Annotated in this window: 5 protein-coding genes; 1 reads left to right on the top strand and 4 read right to left on the bottom strand. The window is 64.5% G+C overall.

The genetic code is table 11. From position 1 onward, the window contains the following. Nucleotides 1-168 precede the first annotated feature (168 nt). The 3 genes from AC0L17_RS00280 to AC0L17_RS00290 all read right to left on the bottom strand — a co-directional run bounded on the left by AC0L17_RS00280 (nt 169) and on the right by AC0L17_RS00290 (nt 17,983). Nucleotides 169-9,546: a Tc toxin subunit A-related protein gene (locus AC0L17_RS00280; protein WP_473514328.1), complete on the bottom strand. Its 9,378-nt coding sequence runs from the start codon at nt 9,544-9,546 to the stop codon at nt 169-171. A 75-nt stretch (nt 9,547-9,621) separates the two neighbouring features. Further along, on the bottom strand, nt 9,622-17,412 hold the full coding sequence (locus tag AC0L17_RS00285) for a SpvB/TcaC N-terminal domain-containing protein (protein WP_473514329.1): 7,791 nt from the start codon (nt 17,410-17,412) through the stop codon (nt 9,622-9,624). Nucleotides 17,413-17,602: 190 nt separating this feature from the next. Continuing rightward, the gene (locus AC0L17_RS00290; RefSeq protein WP_473514330.1) at nt 17,603-17,983 is read right to left on the bottom strand and encodes a hypothetical protein; all 381 of its coding nucleotides are present in this window, start codon (nt 17,981-17,983) and stop codon (nt 17,603-17,605) included. A 79-nt stretch (nt 17,984-18,062) separates the two neighbouring features. On the opposite strand from AC0L17_RS00290, the gene AC0L17_RS00295 reads away from it, so the two are divergent. Beyond that, on the top strand, nt 18,063-18,599 hold the full coding sequence (locus AC0L17_RS00295; protein WP_473514331.1) for a hypothetical protein: 537 nt from the start codon (nt 18,063-18,065) through the stop codon (nt 18,597-18,599). Nucleotides 18,600-18,697: 98 nt separating this feature from the next. On the opposite strand, the gene AC0L17_RS00300 is transcribed toward AC0L17_RS00295, so the two are convergent. Further along, a complete protein-coding gene (locus AC0L17_RS00300) occupies nt 18,698-19,228 on the bottom strand; it encodes a hypothetical protein (RefSeq protein ID WP_473514332.1) in 531 nt (176 codons plus the stop codon). Nucleotides 19,229-19,877: the final 649 nt, after the last annotated feature.

Consider the following 19,877-nt stretch of genomic DNA (forward strand, 5'->3'; position numbering starts at 1 on the left):
TCGCCGTTCTTGACCACGTACACCCCGCCCGTCAGGTCATAACTGTCGCGCCGCAACGGTCGCAATGATCGGGATAGCGGCGGACGAGCCCGAACCATCGCCTTTCGAGAGTGAGCGGCGCGCCGCAGTTCGGACATGCCCCCTTCCGCGGCTCGCCGTTGCGGTCCCTCACGGGAAGTCGACCTTCAGCACCAGGCTCAGCTCCTCGAGGTTGGCGACCTGCGCGGGAACCACGGTCAGCGCCACTGGGGTATCGAGCGCGAGACCCGCGTGGTCGTTGAGATTGAGGCCCCAGTCCGCGGACAGGTTGAGATTCACATTAGTCCCGTCGACGCCCACAGTGAAGCTCGCCGGATCGCCTGCTACGCTCGCCAGCAGCGTCGTCACGCCGATCACCGGCGCCAGCGGCTGGACGAAGTATGGAAGTCGGTCGCTGGAGATGGTGAGGTTGGTTGCGCCCGTCGATCTCAGCTCATGCCAAGCGTTGAAGTAGTCCCGCTTGAGGTCGACGACCACGTGGAGCCCCGTCTTGCCCAGCCCCTGCTTCATCTCCTGCAGCTTCTCATTGAGCGTCGTAGCCGCCAGTCCCTCAAGGATGCTGGTTCCCTCGCGCGCTGTATAGCGCACGTGGATGATCACGTCGGAGATCGTCGAATAGTCGAACTGGCGGATGAGGTCTGGCAGCTCGAGGTGCCAAGCGCTGATCGTACCGGTCCCTTCGAACGGCAGGTAGCGGTCGTCGCGGAAATCGAGCTGGAACAGACCGGCATCGTTCTGTCCGGAAGAGGTCGCGACCGACTGGCTCGCCCCGACATTATAGACGAAGCGGGTGTCGTTGCTGGCGGCCTCTTCATATTCCTCCTTGGGCGTACCGGCGCCCGCCGCGCGCGCGGTCGAGGCGCGGTAGCGGTTGGTGACTTGGGTCAGCCGCGCGCTCACCGAGGAATAGGGACCGGCAACGCAGGGGATCGACACAGCGATGGTGCGGATGCGCCGGAAGTAGTGGCCCGGATGATCCATGTCGTACAGCGCTTCGGGTATCTCGAAGTCGCAGGTACCCGTCGATTTGAAGCGAGCGAGCGCGAGCGGATCAAGCTGGCGCAGCGAAACGTGCTTGGTGAGCTCGTACTCGCGGCGATTGACCTCGAGATACCGTGCCTCCATGCGCTTGATATCGTGCAGCAGCTTGTTTGCGGTCTGCAGTCCCTTCTTGCGGCTGTCCCAGTAGCCGAAGGCCAGGAACACATCGGAGGTGCCGAGCTCGTGCTGGAAGCAGCGCTCGGCCTTCTTGGCCGTGTCGTAGGCGAGCTGGTAGGCGCGGTAGTAGACCGAGGTCGTGTCGTTCACCATCCACTGGTAGAGCTGGGAGTTGGTATAGCGCTCGCTCAGCGTCTTCGACACCTTCTCCGCGTTTTCGATCTGCACGTCATGGACGGCAAGGTCCTTCTGTGCGATGTCGCGGCGCAGCTCGGCCGCGACGATCTGCTGGTCGAACTGTACCATCTCGCGCTCGCTCGTCCGTTCCTGGAGGCCGGCATCGTCGGCGCGCCGGTCGAACCCGCCGAGCGTGGCCGCGCGCGAGGCCTCGTAGGAGGCGATGCCGCCGATGATATTGAGCACGGTGGCCGCGGCATCGGCCACTGCTGCGAGTGTTGAGCCGCCGAAGGTAGCGTGGATCGCCGGCGAGCCGCCCGCGCCATGCGCGCCGACCGTGAAGTCGGGAATGATGCCGAGCACCGCGCCCGTCGCCCGCACGACACTGGCCGCGTCCTGGTAGGTCTGAGCCTCTCCAAGCTTGTCGAGATTGAGCTGCTCCTTGGAATTGATCCGCTCGAACGCGGAATAAAATTTATGCCGCTCCTCGGTGACCTCGCGGGTGCGCTTGATCACCTCGATCTGCTCCTTGGCGGACTCGATCTCCATGACCTTGAGGTCGCGCTGCGCCTTGAGTAGCTTAACCTCGAGGTCGTTGCGCAGCAGGCCCAGCACCTCCGCATCCTTCTTCTCGAGCGCGCCGAGCAGGGCATTGCCGAGCTGTCGGACCTCTTCGGCGAGGTCGGTGGCCTTGCGGGCCAATACCTGGAACCGATACGCCGGCAGCGGCGCGTTCATGCCTGCAAGGATCGATGATAGGTCGAGCCCGGCCGCCGCGGCCCGCACCAGCATGCCGGGATCGATCGGCGGCGCGAAAAGTGCGAGGATCCGCTCCACCCCCTCGATGTTCTGGCTGTTGCGAATCTTGAACAAGCGGTCCTCCACGTTATCCCAGTAGGCGAGCATCTTCTCGTTGGGCGGCACGCAGAAATAGAGGCTGGAGAGCGTCACGGGCGGTGGCGGCAGCTCTGCTCCCTCCTCGGGCAGCATGCTGAGATCGGGCAGGTAGTTCTCGAGCTCGACCAGCGCGTTGCCGAACGCATCGAGGTCCGAGACTAGTTGCGAGTAGGTCTGCGCACTGACCTCGACCGGCGAGGGGACGATGCGCGGCCTTTCTCCCAACAGCTTGTCCGCGAGGATGTACATCTGCGTTGCCTGGGTGATGGTTTCCATCGTGTCCTGGCGGAACAGGTAGTCGCCCCAATCGATCAGCGTGCCGATATAGCTCATCACCACCGTGCGCTGGTATGCGACGGTGCGGAACCGCGCCACCGTGTGCGGCCGAAACGGCTTGGTCCGCCACTCCTCGATCGCGAATTCGAGGTCTGCCCGCTCCGGGCTGGCAGGATCGGCGACATTGGTCAGCAGATTGTCGATGCGCTGCGCAACATACTGCGGGTCAGTCGTCAGGAAGAACGGCTTGGTCACCCAGTATTTCTGCGGCGCCGGACCGTCGAGCGTCCCCGTCGGGTTGAAGATGCGATGGTACCAGGTCATCGCCTCCTCGAACCGCTGCTCGGAGGCGAGGCGCTTGGCGATCATCAGCGGCGCGTGGAAAAACAATTCCCAATTGTAGAGGCTATAGCTGCCGTCGGAGGTGAAATCGACATCCTCGACCGGGTATGGTTCGACGATCACCGCCTGGTTGGGCTCGAATGTCGTCTTGAACTTGAATGCCGTCTGCTGGAGCTGGTTCTTGCGCTTCATCATCTCGCCGACGCCGTGCTTGTAGAGCGTGGCGCGCAGCGGGCAGATCAGCGGGTGGTAGAGGTTCTTGACCTGCTCGCCGAATTCCAGCTTGCCGTAGAGCTCGATCTCGTCGCGTACATGCAGGAAGGCGGGATCGACCGCGAGCTCGTCCAGCACGTCCGAAGGATTGGGCGCCGGTGTCGCGGTGAGTTTGGCCACATATTTGCTGACCAGCGCGATGATGTCCTCGATAAGCTGCAGGAAATCCGAGAAGGTCCGCCGCGCCTCGGGCTCTCCGCGTCGCGAATAGAGGCCAGGGATGATCACGTAGGCGCGTGCCGAGTCCTCGAAGAAGTATGGCAGCCAGGTGCCGAGCGGCAGCTTGATCGAGCGCTCGTAGACCGCGATCGACGTTTGGTAGGCATAAGCGAACCAGATCTGGATCAGCACATAGATGAGGTCGATTAGCGTGAACTGGTGCGGATGGGTGACGCGGAACCAGCCCGGCGTCTTGTCGAAGCGGACCACATGCGCCCAGAACGTGATCATGTTACGGATTGCAAGGGTATCGGCATTGTCCTGGCCGACCTCGAAATAGCGCTGCCGTTGCAGGAGGCTGTCCTTGTAGTCGGGGTAGAAGTCCGGCAAGTACATCTGGTTCTTGGGCAGGACCTCCGGATAGCCTTTGCATCCGGTGACGTCGAACACGCCATCGACGTTGTGGTATTCCCAATCGCCCTCGAACGCGGTGTGGAACAGCCAGATCTGATCGGAGAACTGGTTGTAGAGCAGGTTGAACCGCTTGCGGTCGAGCTCGTAGTGATCCGTCGTGAAGCTTTGGGGCGAGACCACCGCATCCTGCGAGATCTTGCGCGGCTTCCAGAACCCGTTGGCATATTCGCTGACCGCGAGCTGGATGCGCAGCCGCGCTTCGGGATGCTGCATCGGCCCGCTGCTGGACGATTCCGAAACGCCGGGTGTCGTGACGTCCTGGTTCGGATTGGTTTCCTCGCTGATCACCGGCCAGGCGAGGTGCAGCCGGCTGTTGCGCACGAAGGCGAGCAGGCTGTCGCTTGTGATGTCGAGCTCGACCAGCGCCCACGGGGTCCAGTAGCGTTCCTTTTCGAACCGGCGATGGTAGTACTGCGCCGGGTCCCCGCCTTTGGTGCGGGCGAACACGTGCATCGTGTGGATATCGGCCTGATGGTAGACCGCGATCACCTCGAGGAAGCTGATTCCGTCCAGACCTTCAAGGTAGCGAATAAAGCCGTCCTCGGTGGTGAACTCGTTGACCTCGTTCTGCAGCAGTTCGTCCTCGAGCGCCTGGAATAGCGCCGACTTGTCGTCCAGCAGCTCCGGCTCGATCCAATTCTCCGGATTGACGAAAACCTTGCGGTTCGCCTCCCAGACCCTGTAGTTGCGCATCCATATCCACTGTTCCCAGCCCTTGTCCGCAGTATCTGCGGCGGTCTGCGGCTCAAGCCCCATGCGGCTGCGCTCGACGAAGAGCTGGAGCGCTCCGTGCGCCTGCACGATGCGCGAGGAGGGCATCTTGGCTTCCATCTCGACGTCGATCAGGAAGTGGTCGAAAAGGTCGGTCGGCGTCGTCCATTGCGGCCGCTCGGCGAGCAGGAAGGCAACGAGCGCGTCGCGCTTCTTCGGCCGGATCGCGTTGGTGATCTCGGTGAGCGTCGTTAGCCAGATCGAGTCCGCATAGCGCGCCTTGAGCGCGACCCTGAGCGAGGCCGTCTCGGCCACGGTCAAGGCCGGCTGCACATAGGATTGCGCCATGGCCACCGTCGCGCCCATCACCCGCAGGTCTTCCATGCACCGCCGCAGCGTTTCCCACGTCTCCGGCAGACGCCACGCGTCGAGATTGGCGGCCGACCAGGCGAAATGGGCATCGAGATCGTCGAGCGTCTGCCGGTCGTACCCGGTTAGCAGCGCCACCGCGTCGAGCCATTCGGCCCGCGTCGCAGCACTGCCCGGCAGCACCAGTTCGAGCGTCGCGGCAAGTGTTACAGGCAAGGCCGGATCGGCCGGGTTCGGCGTCGGCGGGAAGGCGTCGAACGTCGCGATGACGCGCGACAGCCGGTCCCAGCCCGCATGCGCGATTGCAGCCTGCCCGGTCTCGTAGGGAATGGAATCGAGCCGCATCCAGCCCATCCCTGGCGCATTGTCCATCACCCATCCCAGGTCGTCGAGCGTAAGACCGGTCGCGCTGGCGAGCGGCAGCAGCTTGTGCAGGAGCCGCACGGCGCGGAACTGGTCCGGGAACGCGGCGGCCGTGATGGCAGGTGCCGTGGGCGGATCGCCGGCCGTATCGATCAGCGCGTCGTCCGTTAGACGGTCGGCGAGCAGCGGCGTCGCCGGCCCAGGCTGGTCGAGGACCGCCCGTCCCAGCACCGTGGTCCCAAGCTCGACGTCCTGCCGCGAAAAGGCGGCGAGCGCGTCGGCCAGCGCCGTGCTCTTGGCAAGGGCATGGAGGTGCAGCGCGATGGCCGATAGTAGCGTGTCGGCCATGGCGATGCGGGCCGCTTCGAGCGCGGCTCCAGGTGCCGCGCCGGCAACCGCGGCTTGCGCCGCGGCAAGTACTGCAGTGTCGAAGTACATGCCGAGCAGCGCGGCCAGCGTCGCGGCCGCCGCGGGATCGGGAGGCGCGACCCAGTCGGCATCGTACATCCTCAGCACGGTGTTCGCCGTTTCCTCGGTGAGCCCCGGCAGGCGCAGCAGCGCCGCCTTGACCGGCGCATGCAATTCCTCCGCCGTCATGTCGGCGTTGAACGCCGAACGCGTCTCGCCGAACGCCGTCTGGTAGCTGGCCTGCAGGCTCGCGAGCAGCGCCGCGATCTTGTCGTCGGTCGTCTCGCGAACGGCGAGCATGTCGCCCGCATGCTCCAGCATGAACGGCATGTCCGCGATCTTGACCGGGCCTGAGCGAGCCCGATCGAGCTCGTCGAGGAAATCGAGCATGTCCTCCGGTGCCGTGAACGGATCGATCCCTGTCCGCGCCATGAGGATCAGGAGATCGGATGCCCCAAGCTTTAGCCGGTCGCAGAGCCGCGCCGCGGCATAGAGTCGGCTGAGATTCGCGAAGGTGAGCTGGTCGTCGGTCAGGGTGACGCGCAGCCGCTCGAAACTGTCGGCCGTGAGCTTCAGCGTCGCCGCGAGCGCCGTCGCGAGCGGTGCGATCGTTCCCCCGATCCCGATTGCCGCGGGCTTGAGGCCGGCCTCGATATGCCCGAGCGTCGCCTTGTTGAGGAAGATGCGGTGGTAGATCGGCACTTCTTCCGTGCCGGTCAAAAGCGTGTGCCGGATCTCGCCGAAGCAGGCGGTAAGCTCAGTCGGCTGGATGCCGGTGCGCTTGCCGAGCCGCTGCAGCGCCTCGATGCGGACCAGCGCCGCATCATCGAGCGCGCCATTGCCGAGGTTGGGCTGCATCAGCGCCTCGTCGAGCACGACATCGCTCCAACCTGTCGAGCGCTGCAGGCGCAGGAAGCGGTGGATGCGGTCGAGCCCGGCCGCGTTCAACCCCGCCACCTCCTTCTGGGTGAGGTCACAGCTCAGGTCGAGATGGCGGATGAACATCGTATCGCCTGGATCGATGAACCGCATCTGCAGCAGCCGGTCGAGCGCCTCATAGGTGAGCCCGGTCTTGTCGAGCATGGTCTTGACCACCGTCATGGTGGCGACGACGTTGGCCTGCGGCAGCGCCCAGATTCCGCCCTGCCCGCCCGGATTCGGGGTGGCGATCAACGCCCGCGCCGCATCCGTCAGCACCAGCGCCTCGGCTGCGATCTCGTGCGGTGCCGGTACCCCGCCGGTCGCGAAATCGCGCATGAGCTGCGCGCGCTGCAGCCCGAACCGCTCGAAATAGGCGCCGGCCTCGACATGGTTCAGGTCGAAGGGCAGCGTGAAGGCATAGTCGGCGCCAGCAAGCGCGGTGTAGGCAGCGGCATTGACGTATTCCGGCGCCGCACTCAGATCGGCAGCCGTGCCGTGCGTCTGGCGCAGCCGGAACACCAGCCAGGCATTGCCGCCCTGGTTGACGAGCTTGGCGGTCACGCCGGTGTCGCGCAGGATCAGGTCGCCATTGATATCGGGCGGCTGCACGATCGCCTGGTCGCCGATCTCCCAGCCCGCCGCGCGCAGCGTCGCGATCAGTGCCGCCGGGGCAACGCCGGCCGCGACCGCACCATTGTGAGGCACGCCCGGGTCCGGTGCGATCTCGGCCTCGAGCAGTTCGCAGACGAGGTCGATGTAGGGCAGCGGCGTTTCGGCATTCTCGCAGTTCAGGTCGAGATCGGCGATCTCGCCGCGCCGCGACAGGAAGATCTGCTTGGCCAAATTGACATGAGCCGGCGGCGTCTGCGTCAGGTCCACCATGTCGCGCTTGTCGAGGAATTCGAGCAGCTCCACGAGATAGGCCGCCGGCGAGAACACCGAGCGGCAGTGTCCGCACTTGCACTGGTCGGCATGCCCGAACAACGAGGCGAGGTTCGGGAAATCGACGCCCGCCGCCGCCGTGAGCGCGGTCAGGTCGCCCACCGACGCGGCCGCCGCCGATGCCGCGGTCATGCTCTGGATCTCTCCGGCGATCATCAGCGCTGCGGTGTGCGTCGTCTGCGCACGCTCGTAGGCCGCTCTCGCCTCGGTCGGCGCCAGCCCGGCCTTGGGCGCGATCTCGGACATGAAGCGAGACCTGCCGGTTGCCACGACGTCGGCCGCGCTGCCGATCCGCTGGTCGAGCAGCTTCTCGGTGCGGTCGAGGTCGGGCGCGAGCTTCATCACCCGCTGCACGCGCTTGAGGTCGCCGAGCACCTTGCGGTCCTGATCGCTGCCGAGCTTGTGGTCGGCGAAGAACTTGTCGAGGTTCGTGCCCTTGAGGTCGATATCCTTGTGCCGCTTCAAAATCTCGAGCGCCGGACCGGTCGCGCGCAGCTTCATCGAGCCGCGCTGGAGCCGCGCGAGGACCGCTGCCGTCGGCTGCCGTACCTCCGCTTCGCGCTGAAGCCGTTTCACATGGAGATCGGCAACGCCCTCGGACGCACCGGCCTTGCGCACCGCATCGCGCCACTCCGCGGGCTTCAGCCCGGCGAGCTTGGCCTCGGTGAGCCCGCTGGCCGAGGCGATCGTGTCCAGCGTGATTTGCCGACGCCCGATCGCTGCGGCCAGCCTTGTGCCTCCCGGCCGCGTCGGCTCACCACCGCCACCATCGCCCCCGCCACCGCCGTCATCCCGGCGATCGTCGAAGAACTCGGTCACCGCCCCTTCCAGGAAGGCCGAGAAGTCGCCCTTCGCGCTCAGCAGGTCGACCAGCTTCTTCACCCGGTCCGGCTGCTTGGCGAGCCGCTCGGCGATCTCGGTGAGCTTGCCCGGCAGTTCCTCGGTCTGGGCCTTCTCGGCTTCGGGTCGGAGCTTCTCCAAGGCGTCCAGCACCGGCCGAACCTTTCTGGTCGTGCCGGGCGGCACGATCCCGGTCTTGGCCGCGGTCGCGACGTCACCCCGGATGGCCTTGGGATCGACCAGCGCCGCCTGCAGCAGCACGCCGTGGGGATCGTCGTTGATCCCGATCGCGAGCCGCACCGGGCGGTTGGGCACCGGCTCCGTGGACATCAGCGTGTCCATCCTGAGCAGCGCGTAGAACACCGCCGGATCGGCGTCGATCTCACGCGCCATGCGGTGGGCGAGGACGAGGTGTTCGAGCTTGGCCGGCGGCGTGCCGGTCTCGCGCGCAAGGAAGGTGATGTCGCGGGTCTCGCGGGTCTCGGTGAGATCGAGCAGGTCGACCTTCAGAAGCAGCGGCTTCAGCATTTCGAGCAGCCGCTCATATTCGCTCTGCTCCTGCGGCACTTCGGCCTCGAGCTGGACGTCGACCCGCTGCTCGGCGCCGGCGTTGTAGACGATCTCCTCGACCCGCGGCTCGTGCACCGGGGTTTTGCCGCTGCCGTCGTAGACGCGCACCACGAGATCTGCATGGTCCTTTTCGGCACGCGCGAACGCATCGCGGCGATAGCCGATTGCGTAGCGGCCGTCCTTGCCCGTCCACGTCTCGCCGAGCAGTTGCTCGTCCCGCAAGTCACGGTCGAACGCCCGGACCACGAGGCCCGACCCCGGCCGTTTCCTTGGCCCGATCGTCACCTGCCCGTAGACCGAGCGCGCGCCATCGACTTCGCGCCCGTCGCGGTCGAGCGCGGCGTGGAGCTCCAGCCCTTCCGACTTGTCGCCCGGCCGCCACGTCACCTGCGGCTCCACCCGCACCAGCGCGCCCTGATAGGCGACGCGGAGTTCGACCGGCCGCTTCATCTCGGCCAGCATGATGACTGTGCTTTCAGGCAGCACCACCGAGAACACACCGCCGCGCTTGACCTGTCCCTCACCGACCCGGCCCGGCCCCGCCGGGTCCCAGGCCTCGACCCGCGCATTCGTCAGCCCCGTTGGGGCGCCGATCGCGACCACACGGCCGGAAAGAATCGTGTCCATGGCAACTTCCTCTCCTGCTTAATACCCGGCCGTGCCGGGCAGGCTTCCGTTGAAATCAGCAGGTGCAACTGAAAGTCAGTTGGCGTAACAGACCTGTTCTTCGGTATCGTAGTAACCTTCCTCCACGCAGACACCGTATTCGGAGGCGTCATCGGAATAGGACTGCAGCGGCTCGCTGGTGCTGTATTGCGGTTCGGGCTCCGCAAGCCCCAAGGACACTGGCTCATCGCTATCCGGCGCGATGCTCACTCGCGGCCGAATTGAAGATGAGGTGGAAGTTGCCGACAGAGCGACCTCCGGAGCTGCTCTGGCGAGCGAGACCGTCACGACGTCGAGGCCCTGGACGACCAACTGGTTCGTCGCCGGACCTGTGCGGGTGAATACCCCCGTCGCAAGGTTGATCGAGCCAGCCCCGGTGGTGTGCACGGTCCCGGCCACTCGTTGCCATGCCGTGAACGGACCGATGACCGTGGGCGTCTGGAATGCGCCCGCGGCAGCCTCTGGGATTCGAATGACCTGACTGGTCTGGGCCGGCAGAAGCCCCGTCCTCAGGGCAACCTGCACATTAGGGGCGGTCGCCAGCGACACCGGGCCGGCATAGGTTGTTCCACCAAGACCCAGCGTGCCGGAGGTGGCGATCCCCTCTGCCCCCCTTGCGCTTGTGAGGTGCACCAGGTTGTGTCCGCCCTCCACGGCTGTCGCGGTTCCTCCGCTGGTGCGCGCGGCGACCTGTACCACATCGTCGGCCGCAGCCGCCGTATCGACGACCCTAAGGGTCCGTCCGACATTAACGAGGGCACTCGAGCCCAGGGAACCCACGACGCTGATCCCTGCGTCGGTCAGGTTCGCAGCGGTTCGGTTGACGCCGACGTACTGCAGCCCCTGCGAGGTGGCAGTGTCGATCTGCTCGCCATTCCACATGGTGCGGGCGCCGGAGACGGTGACGTCCGCCCCATGCGCGGTGACGAACGCGCCTGCGCCGATCAGCGCCACACCGACACCGAATTCGGTGGTCGCTACGCCGGCCACGACCAGCGCCCCGCCCGCGGCGGTCTCGAGTGCGCCGCCCACCATTTTGACGCCACCCCAGAAACGGTCCCAGCCGTCGCGGCCGCTCGGATCCGCGAGCCGGATCGGGTTGCTCGAGACGTATTGGTAGTCATTGATCCCGTCTGCCAGCCCCGCCGGGTCAGGCTCCGTCCATCGCGCGATCCACGGGCAATAGTAGCGCGCGTTGTGGTGGGAGAACCCGCTCTCTTCGTCCCGCTCCATGCCGCTGTAACGGTACCTCCGCGCCGCGACCCTCAACGTGGAGTCCGTGGCCTGATAGGCAGTGGTCCCATAAGGATGGTATTCCTCGTAGGACAGCGTCCGGCCTGCCACATCGAGTTCCATCACCGATGAGCCGAGGTGGTTGGAGAGCTGGTAGCGCGTGACCCGGACCGGTGTGCCGTCGTTGACCGCATTGCGGCTTTCGATCATCGCGACGCGAGACTTGTCGTCCATCACTGAGATCGTGAGCCGCTCCAGGCCCGCGGTGACGCCGGCGTGGCTGCGGTATATCTCGAAAGCCCCGAGATAGAGCCGCTCGTCCTTGCGCGCCGGCACGACGCCGGCATTGGCCGCCCGGTCGGTGACCTTGCGAATGCGCATGCCTTCGTAGTCGTAGACATAGTAGGTCGTCTCGGGTGTCCCGGCCGCCACAGCCTGCTGCGCTGTCGCCGCGAGTTCGTCGCGGAAGCTGAACGCCATCACCTGCAAATGCGGCATCTGGCGGATGAAGCCGTGCGCCGGGTGATGGTCGTAGGCGTAGGTATTGGCACCGATGCGGGTCGAGACCAGCCGGTTGGTCGCAGACTCGTCGGTGTAGAGCCGTGTGTAGCTGCCGCCTGGCGCAGCGTGAGCAAGGCTCCGGATGTTGCCCACCACGTCATACGCATAGCTCTGGCTGTAAGCCCGCCAGGCCATCAGGTCCCCAGGCTGGTGCTGCACGCGGTAGGGCCCGTCCGTCCAGTTGTCGAAGGCGCCGAAATCGCCATTGGCCTGCTGGCCGGCATGTTCCCGGCCTTCCGCCGAAACGAGGCGGTAGAGCGGGTCGTAGCCGTATCCAGTGAGTGCCGTGATCTTGGTGTTATCGAAGAACACCGCCGGGATGGCGCGGTCTTCCTGATGCGTCAGGTTGCCTGCGCAGTCGTGCGTGTAGGCGAGGTCCTGCGCCGGCGTGCCGTCGCCCTTGGTGGTCGCGAGGCCGATCAGGCGGAAGTTCAGCGGATCGTACCGGTAGCTCGTTCGCGACCCGTTGCCGTAGCCGATCGCCTGCCGCTGCCCGCGCGCGTCGTAAGCGATATCGGTGACGATCTGCTGGACCGCCCCGCCTGCCGGCGTCGCCTCGACGATCTCAAGCAAATTGCCCGGATTGTACCGTCTTACGATCCGGCTGCCGTCCGGCCCCGTTGTCGCCGTGACCCGGTTCAGCGCGTCGTAGGTGTATCGCGTGACATGCGTCTCGGCTTCGAGCGGTGCATCGAGGTTACCCGACCAGTCGACCACGGCGCGGTAGTCGACCGTGAAACGTCGCGCCGTCTCCAGCAGATTGTCCTTGCCGTCATAGGCTGTCCACTCCGCCATGCCGCCGGTGTCCCAGCGCCGGAAGAGCTTGCCGCGCAGGCCCCTTTGCCGGTCGTTCGGCAGGCCCTCGCCATATTCGGCATGCATTACGATCACATCGATTGGAGCCGGCCCATCGCCGCCGAGCAGCCGCTCGCCGAGCGGGCGCTGCGCGGCATCGTACGCGTGAGCGAGCGTGTGGCCGCGCTGGTCCCACTTGGTCAGCGGCTTGCCGGTGACCGTGGGCAGTATCCAGCGGCTGCCGGCATCCATGCTGGTCTGCACCACGCGGCGACCCGCAAGGTCATAGCTATAGGCGATCGGGCTGTTGCCGCGTGCGTCGATGACCTCGCGCACATTGCCCTCGACGTCGAGCACCACCGTGGTCGCAAAGAGCAGCGCCTGGCCGCCGGCATCGAATCCGTTGTGGTCGAGCGACAGCACGGGACGCGCCAGCGAATCGAGCAGCAGCGTCGCCGGCGTGTTCGCATAGATCTCGGCCTGCGCGGCGGCCGCCGCCTCCCGCGCCGGGTCGCGGCCCTGTGCGAGGAGTTCGGCATCGATCAGGTGCCCCACCCGTTCAGCGTGCCAGCTCGACTCGAACACCGTGTCGCCGGGATCGTGCGAGGCCGATTGCCAGGCATCGAACTCGCTCCACATGAACGTTCCGTCGGGCAGGTCGGTGCGGATCAGCCGGCCCGGCGCATCATAGGTCAGCTCTGCGGTGACGCCGGTCGCGACCAGCTCGGGCAGCGTCTCGAATGCCGGCGTCGCTGAGAAATAGGGCTCATAGCGCCGTACCGGATTGCCCTTGTTGTTGAGCACCAGCCGCCCTGTGCCGACCCAGCGCAGCCGCGGCGGAACCAGGGCCGCCGTGTCGGTATCGACGATCGCAACCGTGCCCGCCGGGTTGATCACCACCTCGCGCGCCACGCCCGGCTCGGCCTGGGTCTTGCTCATCGCCAGCGCACCGGAGCCGTCGGTATATTGGTAGGTCAGATGGATCGGCGAGTTCGCATCGACGGCATGGTGCCGCTCCCGCAGGATCGTGACTGCGACCGCCGGCCCGCCGCGCGTCAGCCACGCATTGAGGTCGTAGGCGAACCGCATCGTCGCATGCCCGAGGAGCTGGCGCGCAAGGCCCTCGAGCGCCACTGAATCCGAGCCCGTCACCAGTGCGTCGACCAGGGCGGTTTCCGGGCCACTGTCGGAGAGAATCCCGGCCAAGTCGTCGGACATTTCGAACTCGGCGACACCGTCGCCGTCGAGGTCCTTGCCGAGGAAGGCCTGCGCTTTCACAAGCGCCAGCTCGTCCGAGATGATGGCTGAGAGGTTGTCGTTGGAGTCGCGCAGCGCGACCGGCGTCAGCAATCGGAAATCATGGGCCTCGATCCGCACCGTGTTGCCCACGGCGTCGGTCGTTTCCTCCAGGAACAGGAAATAGTCCTTGTGGTAGCGAACCTGCGTTTCCGCGCCGAACGCGTCTATATGCGCGAGCGGCTTGTAGAAGCGGTTGCGCAGGTCGGCGATGGTTTCGCCCGGCTGGCTGTAGCGAACGGTGCCGGCGGGTATCCACCAATCGCCGTTGGAGAACACGTATCCGCCGGGCGGCAGCTGGGCCGCCGGATTGGCGATGCGGGAGCCGTAGCGCGCCGTCAGCAGACTCGGCGCGAACGCGCAGACCTGCCCTTGGTAGACCAGCCCATGCGAGGCCATCTGGTGGAGCGGCAGCGGTGCGGCGGCCGCCTCGTCGTAATAGAATGTCCGCTGATGCTCGATGCGCCGGCGCGAGACGCCCGCCCCCGGCTGCGCCTCGAACGGCAAGTCGATGGTCGCCGGGTCGTCGAGCACGCCGCTCAATTCCGTGAGCGTGAACATGCTTCCGGCCGGGAACAGGCCACTGATCTCGAACGTCTCGGCCGTCGACGGCGCGCGCGTTCGCCAGGTGTCCGGCAGGTCTATGTCGTTGGTATAGCTGTTGCGCGAGATGACGACATTGGTGCGGGTCTGCACCGCCTCGGCACGGCTGAGCGCATCGGCGAACGCTCCTCGCAGCCGCGCCGCCTCATCGTACCCTGCAAAATCCGTCACGGCAGTGGCAAACACGTCTGCAGCGGCTGCCGCCCGCGCCGGGTCGCGCCCATATGCGACATTGGCCTTTTGCAGCACGTTGCCCAAATCGTCGAGCGCAAGATTGAGCGCATGCTCGATCCGCGGATCGTCCGGCCGCCGCTCGTAGGTGATCCGCAGCGCCTCGTCCTCCGCGACGGCAAAGGCTGCATTCGCATTGGGTCCGCGGGGCTGCAGCACCTGCACATGGCAAGTGTGTGCATCGACCACGTAGGGGATCATTTGCCGCTGGAGCTCGGCCTCGGTCGTTCCCGTCGCGGGTGCGTCGAGTCCGAACACCTCCTGCCGCAGCACGAGGCTCTTGCAGGCCCTCAGCGCCTCCCGCCGTTCCTCCGCGGATAGCCGCGCGATCAGCCCCGAATCCGCGATTGTCTGTGCTGCCACGATCCGCCCGTCGGGCAGCGCCGGCTCGGTTGCCACCGGCGGCGCCGCGGGGAACGTCCGTGCGTAGACGCGGTGCCAATACTCGTCCTCGAACTGGGTGAGGATGCGCGCCTGCCGGTCCCATGCGCCGACGTGGTACCAGGTCCGCGTGAGCATCGGCGCCTGGAACAGCTCGTGCGACTGCTCGAGGCTCGTTCCGGCCGCATCCAGCTTCCAGGTGTCGTAATCTTCGCTGTCGCGACGGTCGACACGCCCGAACCCACGGAACTCGCGCTCCTCGGGGTCCCAGTAGCCGTGGTGGTAGCTGTAGCTCGAACTCCGCCGCGTTCCCGTCACGTGCTCGGTGATGATCTCCCGGGAAACCACATGCACCGGGAAGGGCATGCGCGTGACCCAGGACGTGCCCGCTTCCTTGTCGGCGAGATAGAAGTGGGTCGAGGTTCGATACTCGAGCACCGTCTCCTTGCCCATGTTGTTGACATAGCGTGTCATGAGGTGCGGCTTGCGCCCTCCCATGAGGTCGACGTAGCGCAGCGGCGTCTCGCTCGGCAGGCTCGACGACCAGGCAAGGCACGGCGTTCCCTGTCCCATCAGGTCCGCGACCTGCAGATTGTCGGCGAAGCTGAGCGGCGGCAGGGCGTCGAGTGCAGTGGGCGTACTCCACCCGTTGCCTGCCTGGTTGAGCCAAGCGCGCACCACGTCTCCGCCCGCATAGATGAGATCCGTCTCTCCGCTACCGCTGATGTCGGCAAGCCTGAGCTTCGTCGGATCGAAGCGATCCGGAGCGTCGAAAACGGGCGCTGCCGACATGGCCACCTTGGCGCCGAACCGCCCGAACCCCTTGTTGGGCCAGTAGCAGATTTCCCCATTCCGGATCCGCACGAGATCGGTGAGCCCGTCCCCGTTCATGTCGGCGAGGAAGATTGTCTGCCGGCTCTCGGCGAAAACCACCGCCGGCCCGCGCTCTTCGTCCAACGCCTTTAGGACCCGTTCCGCAGCCTTGAATCCGCGCCTGCCTTCCGAGGCCCGCCAGACGAAGGCCTCGTCCTCGGCGACGAGGATGCCTAGCTTGCCGTCGCCGGTGAGGTCGATCCGCCGGATCGAAGGATCGCGGAAGTCGAGGTTGGTCTCGTGCTCGAATGGCCGGAATCCCTCCCAGGCATCGTCGGGCCCGAGTGCGAAATACCCGCCGGCCTGCGGTCCGTTGACGACGACCTGCTTTTCCCCGCAGGCGTCGAGGTCCTCGATCGTGACCTCGCTCGTGGCGAACCCCGACATGTTCGGCCGAGGTGCCAGGATGCGTCCGCGCTCGAATGCGACCTGGCGCGTGCCGGTGCGATCTCCGCGATTGTGCTTGTAGATCCAGGCGCTGCCACTCTCGGACAGAAGGCCCGCAATTCCCTCGCCGTAGAGATCGACAAACTGATAGGGTGGTGACAGCCCGATCGGCGCATCGACGATCTCGTCGCGCGATGCGAAGCGGATGGTCGTGTCCCACAGGGTCTGCTGGTATTCGAAGCCGAGCGGTGGAATCGCCTTGCGCGAATAGCTGCCGTCGGCGCGCCTTATGTAGCCTGCCTGCTCCAGCGCCGTCAGATGGGTGACCGCTGCCTGCCCGACGCCGTTGACTGTCGCGGGAGTGAAGGTCGCATCGAGCGACCGTACGAGCACGCCGGTGCCGAGCGCCTCGTCCGGGAAATGATGGAACATCAGCACGCGCCGGCACAGGCGCGCCGTACGGATTTCGAACCCAGAGCGGAAACTCGAGAATGCGTCCGCGCGGTAGCCCCAGGCCAGGCCCGGGGTCTCGAGCGGATCGGGCGCAAGCGGGTCATGCTCGCCATAGTCGAACACCGCCTCGAAGTGGAACGCCTGATCGACGGGCGTCGACGGATCGTAATGCAGCGCGGGATCGGGATGGTAGGGCGCGTGGTTGCCGTAGGCGATGCGCTTGAGATAGGCATTCGTGAAGGGTGCGAGCCCGCTGAGGCGGTTGGACTCGGTCGCGGTCGCCGGCATGTTGTCGGCGTTCTCCGCCTTGTAGGCGTAGGCGATCCAGTTGCCCTTGTTGTCATAGCTGAACTCTGGGAGCCATTGGAAGATCCGAGCGGCATCTTCTGGATCGGCGACCCGTGCTGCAGCGCTGCGGCCATAGATCGTTACCGTGTTGGTGCGGTCCGTGACCTTCCAGTATTCTCCGTGCACGGCATGCGCGATCCGCTCGATCCGGGCGAAGTCGCCGGCGATCCGGGGACGATAGCGCCGCACCCGATAGCCGTTGAAGACGCCGTCGATCGGCTGCCAGTCGCCGGGGCCATGCTCTTCGAGCTCCGGCACCAGATCCTCCGCGCCGGTGATCATGAACAGATCTTCGTCCGGCGCGGCGAGGTAGCGCGGCAGCCGCGTGTCAGTCTTCCTTTGGATCGAGGAGAGCCCCAGGCTCCAGCCCATGCCGAACGGGCCGTTGCCGCCGCCCGAGGAGTAGGTGAGATTGACCTTCGGCGTATAGGCGTCGCGATTGGGCGTCAGCGGCAGGCTGATAGTTAGCGAGGCCGTGCCGTTCGACGCGTTGACCGCAAATTTCTCGTCGATGCCGCGGAGTGCGCCGCCACCCTTCGGCAACTGCAATTGCGGAATGTCGATCTGCTCTAGATCGGTCTTCCGCTCGGGAATAATGCCGGCCAGACCTTTGGGGGGCTCGCCGTCCGAATCATTGCGAGAATCGATTCCATCGTCGCTGCGCATGATTGCCCCCCCTCAAGTGCGGAGACAAATGACAGTCTAACACCTATGTCCCGATACTGCTACGAAGCCTTATTTACTACGAATCAACAGTAGTACTGTAGTCACTAAACTCCAAAAAAAACTTGATGTTATTTCGATAAGTTTTAAGCGACGAGGCGCCACATTGCTGCTTGGCCAGAGGGCACTTCGGCTAGGCGCCCAGCAACGAGGGCTTATCGACCTTGATGAGAAAATCAGACCACCCGCCCCAGGGCAGCCCGAAGAACGCGCCCTGGAAGAGGACATCCGCGCCTGCAAAGAGCGCCGCACGCGTTTCCTTGGCAGCGGCTGGCAAATCCCGGTCGCGGCCGAACTCGATAACGCGATGGCCTTCTGCATGCAGCTTGGCAAGAAACTTCGCTTCGTGGGCGTCGCCCTGCTTCTGGAGGATCTTGGCATCCTCCGTGTCCTCGGCGGGGAGAAGAGGTTCCCCCTTCGCGTATCTGAGATCCATCGCGGTCGCATGATTACAGCCCATGAACCGCATCAGGTCCGATGCGGAAAGCAAAATCTCCGAGCCTTCCAGTTTCATTTCACTCCCCCACCCAACTCATAATAGAACCGTAAGCACTGATCGTGACAATAGCTGTCACCCGGATTGGTGAAGATCGATGTCATTTGAGAAGGCGCAGCAGGTGATTGAGCTTGCAACGTATGTTGCAGCCCGAAGAATGGGTGTGACAGTTGACGACGTCGAGGAGCGGTTTAGCGTATACGACAAAGGTAACATGCTCGTCGTTAGCATAGAGCGAGGTTCCGATCACCGAAAGCCGGACGAACCGGCCACGGCTGCTACGCCCAGAATGTGGTGGACATCGAGAAATCCTGCGGCCATTGGCCCGATCGAGAACTGCCTTTCGAACCCGAGGATTGCGAGGATAACCAGACCGGACTCGCGAGGCCGGAGCGGCTTCGGTTCGCCCGAGGCTCTGAAAATCAAACGGAAGGTCATCATAGCTGTCATCAACAGCGCCCTTATCCTTGGCGGGAAGGCTCAGGACATTGATGACGTCGGAGTTAGCGATCGGATGTGGAGCTGCGTCGCTCTTTGTCCGAACTGCCATCGGGAAGCCCATTTCGCGTATGATAGGGACACCATCAACGCCGCCTTGGGCAGCTTCGCTCGGCGGTTCGGACCGGATTCGTAACCAGTCATAGGCTCCGTTAGGCCTGGCAACCTCCAAAGTCGCTGAACCTGCAGGCGGAAGTCCACCTTCGCGACATACGCAATCAATTGGAGCTTGGATCACCTAGCCGCGTTTGGCGGTAATGACTTTTTAAGGACTTTTTTCCACCGGCGGCGGCTGAACGTCATCCCAAAAAAAACCCGCTTTCGAGATAGTATGTCGCGAGTTAATGCCCCCCGAAACTCATGGCACAATTCCACGAGGTCTCTGTAGTGTTCGTCAGTGAGTAATTTTTCCAAATTATCTGAGGCTTCTACCATTTCGGTAATTTGCTCCTGCAGCGCGCGATAGTCTTCTATTGACTCTTTCGACAGATAGATTCCCCCTTTAGTGAAATACCAATCACGAAGTTTCTGGCTTAAGTCTCTAATACCTGTGTAACTGAGGTCATTGTTCTTATGCCATTTCGGAATAATGGACATTGATGCCCAAATCTCTTTATACGGGCCCAACCGCTCCAGCCGTATAGCGTCATCGATTTTACTTCGTTGCGTGAGCCACTGCGTGCTAATAATGCCAACGTAACCAAGAATGCTTCCACCGATTGCCGCTACCGCTGCTATTACTGCAACTAGTATCTTGTCTTCCATCTCAGTGGCCTCCGTTCTTCAACGCCGTCCCAAAGCCTAACGGCGAGAAGCCAGCACAGTGCCGATTCTCTCGGCGGCACCAGGCGTCGCGAAGAAGCACAGCCGACGTTGCCCGGAATGCACGCGATTCGCGGAATGAGCCACTCCTGCTTGATGACGACGAAGTGGCCACCAGGCAACCGAGTAGCCGCTGCAGAGAGTCCAGCTTGTGGTATCGCTGATTCCGCAGCATTCCTCAACGTAACGGATCCCGTGGAAAGACCAATCGTGAGCCACTGCAGGCGGTGCCACCAGGGTGATCGCAGTCAAGGCGGACGGCAGGCGCAGGCGCATCATCAGAGGCTCCCTTCGATCGGAGCGGTCTCGTCGGCGGCAAGGTTTGCAGACCGACAGATTAACCCGTCATGACTGGCACGTCCAACGGGTTCGCACCGACAACGCTTCCCGCTAAGTCGCAGCTGGCATGTTTGCCCGAGTGGCGTATTCGTGCCTAACTGTGACACAGAGCAGCTTGGCCTCTCGCCGGTAGGAAGGTCAAATGCAAGCCTGGCAAAGTAAGCTGGACGCCTGCGCAATTCAACGCACGGACGATTCGGAGGGCGTGGGGCTCAGTGCGTCGAGACTGTGTCAGACACCGTGGGTGTACAGC

Source organism: Mesorhizobium sp. WSM4829 (assembly GCF_055811475.1).